A 6,485-nucleotide genomic window follows, 5' to 3' on the forward strand; every position below is an offset into this window, starting at 1 on the left:
CATCAGGCACCAGCGGTAGCCGATGGACTGCTTGGAGCTGTACTGGAGGCGGTCGGTGGAGACCCACTCACGCACCCGCTTGGCGCCCTCGAACTGGCGCTTCACCGCCGGGTACATGTCCAGGTACTTGTTGAACTCCTCCTCCGGCGTCATGTCCTTCGGCTTGGGGTACAGCCGCTCGTCGAAGGTGAGGCCGACACTGGTGATCGGGTTCTGCGAGCCCTTGAAGTTGTTGAACGGGATGATCCAGAACCAGCCGCGCTCGATGAGGTGGTGCATGGTGCCGCCGCTCCACGGGGAGGCGGCCGGCGGGCGCAGGCTGTTGGGGTGGTGGCAGACGTCGTCGAAGTCCTTGACGCCGATGAAGTGCGTGAACATCGACCGCGAGTGGTGCTTGAAGCGGGCCGGCTGCTCGCGCAGGTCGAACTTCTCGGCCAGCAGCGACCGGAAGCCGGAGGCGTCGATCAGGTAACGCGCCCGGAAGACCTCGCCGTTCTGACCGGTCACGGTCACGCCGTCGTCGTCGAAGTCCAGGTCCGAGACCCGCCAGTTCTGCCGGGTGACCGTCCCGTACTTCGCCGCGACGTTGAAGTAGTACGAGTCTGTGTCCTGCCGGAACAGGTGGCTGGCCTCGGTGAGCAGCTTGGGGATGACGAACTGGGTCGCCTCGCGCGGGTCGGGCTCGTTGCCCGGGCTGTGCCGCATGAAGCCGAAGCTCTGCTTCCTGCCGTGGAACGGGCCGATGTACTTGGTGACGGCCTTGATGTCCAGCAGGTGCTTCAGCTCCGGTACGTCGAAGCGGAGCGCCAGGATGTGCAGCCACTCGATGAGCTGCGGGGTCATCGACTCGCCGATCGCCATCCGGGGGTGGGTGGCGGCGTCGACCATGACGACCTTCTTGCCCTGACGGGCGAGGATCGACGCGCTCACCGAGCCCGCCAGGCCCGAGCCGACGATCAGCACATCGCAGTGCTCGGGGGCCTTGGAGGTGTTCTTCGCCGGGACGACTTCCTTGGGCTTGCTGGGCACTGAGCGCCCCTCTCTTCTCGAATCAGCGTGGAATCAGGGAGTTGAGGAAAAGGGCATGCAAAAGAAATCGCCGGGTCCGACCCGTGAGGGCCGGCCCGGCGATGAGATGCAAAGCGTTCTGGGATGCTGGGGCGCGTCACATGGACAGACGTCGGCCGCCACAAAAAGCGTGACACGCGGCGGCACTAGGTGTCAACCCCATTGATCCGCGGTGGCGCGGGTGAAGTTCAGAAACTCCACAGATTCCGGTTACGATAACGCGCCTGCCATGAAAGCTTGTTCATCAGCCGCAGCGGCGGAGGCATACGCGCGAGCCACTTCTGCGAGTCCGAGGCGGACATTCCGTCGGTGATCCATGGAATCCACTCCGCCGCGCCGCTGAGGCGCTGCTTGCGGGCCATCGCGCCACTGAAGCCGCGCCATTCCTTGGGCGTCATCACGGACTGGATGAGCGGCAGCGCCTCGGCCTCCTCGTGCGCGAGGTGCTTGTCGAGGACCGCGGTCAGCTCCTGCACCTTGGCCAACAGGTCGGGCGACCCGGTGGCCAGCGCCTCGTCGACGCCGTCGAGCTGCGGGTCGAGGACGGAGTGCTCTGCCTCCATCGCCTCCAGCAGCGCCAGGTCGTCGGGACGGTCGGCCACCCGCTCCTTGAGCCGCGGCCACAGCCAGGCGTCCTCCACGGTGTGGTGGACGTGGAGCTGCTTCTTGAAGGTCTCCCACCCCTCGCGCACGTGCGGGGAGTCGGTCTTGCCGGCCGCCGCGGCGGCCGCCAGCCGCTCCAGGTCACGCCGGAAGCCGTCGTGGGTGACGTACATCTCGGTGAAGTTGATCTTGTCGGGCGAGTTGGCGGTAACGATGCGTTCTGTCTCGGTCGTCATGATTCCTTCGCTTCCACGGATCGGCTGCGGGAGTCAGCCGTGCTGGGGCACCGGATCGGACTCGGCGCCGAGTTCGCCGTCGGGGGCGGGCACACCGTGCGGGTTCGCGGCCGGGCCGCGCGGGCTGACGATGACCAGGCAGGCGACCACGCCGACGGCCAGCACGCCGACGGGGACGAGCATGGTGGGCCGCATCGCGTCGACGAAGCCGTGCCCGAAGACCGCGGTCGCGGCGTCCTGCACGCGGTGGGCGACGCCGGCCGGCACGTTGCCGGGCAGCTTCATCGCGCCGGCGTTCTCGCCGCCGACGGCCAGGTGCTTGCCGGCCTCGGCAAAGTTGTCGGTGAACTGGCCCCGGTACTGCGCCGGGACCGAGCCGGCCCGCGCCTGTGCCTGGTCCTTGAGGGCGGAGACGAGCTGGTTCTGCAGCACCGCGCCGATCACCGCGCCCGCCAGCACCGAACCGACCTGCCGCAGGGCGTTGTTGACGCCGGACGCGGCGCCGGTGAGCTTGGGCGGCACGTTGCGCATCACCTCGGTGGCCATCGGCGTGAAGGTGGCGCCCATGCCGAGGCCGATGAGCAGCACCGGGCCGAGCAGCCCGAGCCAGCCCTCGCCGACCTCCGCGGTCGCCACGATCCACAGGACGCCGCCGGCGAACGCCAGCAGACCGGCCATCAGGATGTACTTGCCGCCGAACTTGTCGGAGAGCACCCCGGACGGGCCCGCGGTGACGATCGAGCCGAGCGCCATCGGCACCAGCACCCCGCCGGCCTTCAGGGCGCTGAACCCGAGCACCGACTGCAGGTAGATGGTCAGCGGCAGGATCAGGCCGACGATACCGAAGGACACCGCGATGCCGACGAAGTTGACCACCGAGAAGTTGCGGTCCTTGAACAGTTCGAACGGCACCAGCGGTTCGTTGTCCTGCTGGCCGCGCTGGTAGACCAGGAAGATCGCGAGCAGCACGGCCGAGCCGGCGATGGTGGCCCAGATCCCGGCGTTCCACTCGTACTTCTGGCCCTCGATCAGGCCGAAGGCGAGCAGGAACAGCGCGACGGTGGCGAGCACCACGCCCGGTATGTCGAACCGGTGCCGTACCGTGCGGGTCGCGGTCGGCATCACGAAGAAGGCCGCGGCGATCACCAGCACGCCGATCGGCACGTTGACGAAGAAGATCCACCGCCAGTCCAGCTTGGTGACGAGCAGGCCGCCCAGGCTCGGCCCGGCGACCGAGGCGAGACCGGCGACCGTGCCCCAGATGCCGAGCGCGACGCCGCGGTTCTCGTCCGGGAAGACGTCCACGATCATCGACAGGGTCTGCGGCAGCAGCAGCGCCGCGCCGACGCCCTGCAGACCGCGGAAGGCGATCAGCTGGCCCGGGTCCTGGGCCAGCCCGCATGCCAGGCTGGCCAGGGTGAACACGCCCACCCCGGCTATGAACAGGGTTTTCTTACCCCGCAGGTCACCGAGCCGGCCGGCGGTGATCAGCAGTACGGCAAGTCCGAGCGTGTAGGCGTTGACCACCCACAGGATCTGGTCGAGCGACGCGTCCAGGCTGTCGACCATGTCCGGGATGGCGATGTTGACGATTGTCAGGTCGAGCAGAGTCATGAAGAACCCGAAGGACAGGATCGTCAGGATCAGCCACGGGTTGCCTCGCCACTTGTTCACGGTTCCTCCTTGCCGCGTCCCCTTGAGCCCAAGAGCCGTCAGGGTTGATCGGGTGTGACATCGGCTGTCCCAGCTGAGACACAGGCCACACGGCTCGGGGACGCGGCTCGGGGGGATGCGGCGGCGGACCGGCGGAAGGACCCGGGCTCAGGCCTCGACGGGCGCGAGCCGCTCGCGGAGGAACTCCACCACCCGCTCGCGGGCGGCGAGGGCGGGGTGCCCCGGGGTCTCGCGGACCTCGGCGGTCAGTACCGAGTGCGCGGACGAGGCGAAGCCGCCGGCGTTGCCCTTGGAGGAGTCCAGTTCGATCACCTCGAAGGCGTCGCCGAGGCTGCGGCGCAGGGTGGCGAACTTGGTCCGGGTGGAGCCCTTGTCCTCGCTGAACCGCAGACCCAGCACGCACAGGCCGGAGTCCTTGGTCCGGGCGACCACGGTGTCCAGCTCCTGCTGGGACAGGCCCGGGTCGGCGGCGCGCTTGCCGCCCACCGGGAAGGGCAGCACCGGCTGGCTGAGCACCGGGGCGAGCACCACGTCGTCCACCGCGGCGGCCAGTGCGAAGCCGCCGGTGAAGCACATGCCGATGATGCCGACGCCCGGCCCCGGGGTGCGCGCGGCCAGGTCCCGGGCGACCGCCTTGAGGTAGTCGGCTATCGGCCGGTGCGCGTTGGTGGCGAAGGCACGGAACTCGGCGGACACGCACAGCTTGGCGAAGGTCTGGATGCCGTAGCCCGCGGACGCCTTGCGCCCCGGCTCACCGAACGGCGACGGGATCGCGACGGTGAAGCCCTGCTTGACGATGTGGTCGGCCAGGCCCAGCACCTCGGGGGTCATCCCGGGGATCTCGGGGACGAGGACGACACCGGGCCCGGTGCCCTTCTCGTACACGTCGTGGGTCAGCCCGGCCCCCGTGAACGGAGTCTTGCGCCAGCCGGTGAGATCGGAGGTCGGTGCGGAACCGGTCACGAGGGTCTCCTTCAATCAAGAGATAACGGCCGCCGGGCCGGGCGCGCGGGAGTCAGGCCTTGCCCGACTTCGCTCCCCGGGTGGCCCGGACGGCGAGAACGAAGAACGTGGTGAAGCTGGCGATCACGTCGACGTGATCTATGTAGTCGGTGGAACCGTTCGCCTTGCGGAATTTGTTGGTGGACGTGATGAGACTGGCGGCCAGCGTGCCGGCCGTGATCCAGGTACGCATCGGCGTCGGTCCCTTCCCGGATTCCGTTTCCGAAACCGCACTCATGGTAGGGGGGCCTCCTCCGGGCTCGGGGGGATATCGCGCAAGCGGCGGGGGGCCTGATCACGAACAGGCCCCCCGGCCGGTCACATCTTCGCGGGCAGCATGTCCTTCGGGGTGAACTTCACCACGGGGATCAGACGGCTCGCCCGGTTCTGGAACTCCCAGATGAAGGGGTAGACGTCGGTGTACATCTTCCAGATCCGGTCGCGCTCGGCGCCGGTCACCTCTTCGGCGACGACGTCGATCTGCTCCCGGCCGATGTCGATGGTCGCCTCGGGCGTGGCCTTCACGTTGAGGTACCAGGCCGGGTGGATGGCCTTGGGGCCGCCGGGCACATCGAAGTGGCCCGGGACGGCCACCGCGTAGAAGATGCCGTTCTCGAACTGGTAACCCAGCGGCACGGTGCGGATCTTGCCGGACTTGCGGCCCAGGGTGTGCAGCAGCAGCGCGTCCAGGTCGCCGAAGCGGCCCATGACCCGGCCCTGGGTCTGCTGGTAGGCCCAGATGTTGAAGTTGAGGAAGAACTTGTTGACGCGCTTCTGGATGCCGCCCGGGGGCTTGGAGTAGAGGTAGACGTTGAAGCGCACGAAGGCCCGCATGAAGGGACCGGCGTTGAGTTCCGGGCGGGTGGTCGACCAGGAGGTCAGCGCGTTGGTCTCCCGGATCACCGACGTGTCGCCCATCGACATGTCCATGGCGTCGTCGGCCACGGGCTTCGGGGTGGTCTGCATGGAGGTGTTCCCTTTCCTGGGGTTCCTGGGGGGTACCTGGTTTCCTGGGATCTCGGTTTCCGAGGGTGCGTCTCAGAGTTCGGCCTCAGAGCTCGTCAGAGCTCGTCAGAGCTCAGCCTCAGAGATCACAGGAGCTTGCGGCCCTTGATGCCGGCCCGGATGGAGCCGGTCAGGGTGGACGAGGCGAGGTCCTTCATCTGGGCCGGGGCCTTGGTGATGCCCCAGTACATGAAGCGCGCCATCATCGCGGTGGTCGGCACGATGAACCGGGTGTCCTCGGGGTCCTTCCAGCCGAAGACCGGGTTCAGCAGGTCGCAGTTGTTGAGCTTGTCGAAGATGATGTCGGCGGCGGTGTCACCGTCGATGGCGCCGGCCTCGTACTTGTCACAGGTCTCGGCGGTCAGCTCGATGATCTCCCGGAACACCGGGTCCGGGTACCACAGGCCGGGGTACTCCACCTTCTCCAGCTCCTCCAGGTGCGAGGTGTCCCTGGTGAGCTGGTAGTTGACCCGCGCCCGGGTCAGCCGCATCACGCCCGGGGTGAGGAAGCCGCCCCAGACCCGGAAGACCGCGTTGAACAGCCGGAAGTGCGAGAAGGAGATGTACGAGCTGTTGACCAGCAGGTCGTTGTAGTAGAGCAGGCCGCGCTCCAGCTGGTCGACGTACTCGAACCGCTCCACCGAGAAGTCGTCGTCCTGCAGGGCCGGCAGCAGCCGGGACATCAGCGAGAAGACGACCTCGAAGGTGTTGGACAGGCCGCGGGAGTACAGCGGGTCCAGGAAGCCGGCCGCGTGGGACATCAGGCACCAGCGGTAGCCGATGGACTGCTTGGAGCTGTACTGGAGGCGGTCGGTGGAGACCCACTCACGCACCCGCTTGGCGCCCTCGAACTGGCGCTTCACCGCCGGGTACATGTCCAGGTACTTGTTGAACTCC

General features: G+C 67.8%; 6 protein-coding genes and 1 pseudogene. All 7 read right to left on the reverse strand.

What is annotated here, in order from left to right; translation table 11 throughout:
* The coding region (locus VIW71_RS22115) for an NAD(P)/FAD-dependent oxidoreductase (protein WP_331624226.1) at positions 1 to 1,029 on the reverse strand (1,029 nt) is incomplete at its 3' end.
* A 227-nt stretch (positions 1,030 to 1,256) separates the two neighbouring features.
* Positions 1,257 to 1,907, reverse strand: coding sequence for a hemerythrin domain-containing protein (locus VIW71_RS22120; protein WP_331624228.1), 651 nt, complete (start codon positions 1,905 to 1,907; stop codon positions 1,257 to 1,259).
* Positions 1,908 to 1,940: 33 nt separating this feature from the next.
* Positions 1,941 to 3,581: an MFS transporter gene (locus VIW71_RS22125; protein WP_331624229.1), complete on the reverse strand. Its 1,641-nt coding sequence runs from the start codon at positions 3,579 to 3,581 to the stop codon at positions 1,941 to 1,943.
* Between the two features lie 147 nt (positions 3,582 to 3,728).
* Complete coding sequence (locus VIW71_RS22130; protein WP_331624230.1) at positions 3,729 to 4,544, reverse strand: dienelactone hydrolase family protein; 816 nt, start codon at positions 4,542 to 4,544, stop codon at positions 3,729 to 3,731.
* Between the two features lie 52 nt (positions 4,545 to 4,596).
* A complete protein-coding gene (locus VIW71_RS22135) occupies positions 4,597 to 4,776 on the reverse strand; it encodes a hypothetical protein (RefSeq protein ID WP_331624231.1) in 180 nt (59 codons plus the stop codon).
* Positions 4,777 to 4,901: 125 nt separating this feature from the next.
* On the reverse strand, positions 4,902 to 5,549 hold the full coding sequence (locus VIW71_RS22140) for a nitroreductase/quinone reductase family protein (protein WP_331624232.1): 648 nt from the start codon (positions 5,547 to 5,549) through the stop codon (positions 4,902 to 4,904).
* 125 nt (positions 5,550 to 5,674) lie between these two features.
* Positions 5,675 to 6,485: pseudogene (locus VIW71_RS22145) on the reverse strand (FAD-dependent oxidoreductase); the annotation flags it as partial.

This window comes from Streptomyces sp. (assembly GCF_036524955.1).
In the GTDB taxonomy this organism is placed as follows: domain Bacteria; phylum Actinomycetota; class Actinomycetes; order Streptomycetales; family Streptomycetaceae; genus Actinacidiphila.

What these genes read in the sequence shown, in the direction of transcription:
- VIW71_RS22135 (WP_331624231.1), bottom strand. Translation starts at nt 4,776, where the DNA reads ATGCGTACCTGGATCACGGCCGGCACGCTGGCCGCCAGTCTCATCACG.
- VIW71_RS22120 (WP_331624228.1), bottom strand. Translation starts at nt 1,907, where the DNA reads ATGACGACCGAGACAGAACGCATCGTTACCGCCAACTCGCCCGACAAG.
- VIW71_RS22140 (WP_331624232.1), bottom strand. Translation starts at nt 5,549, where the DNA reads ATGCAGACCACCCCGAAGCCCGTGGCCGACGACGCCATGGACATGTCG.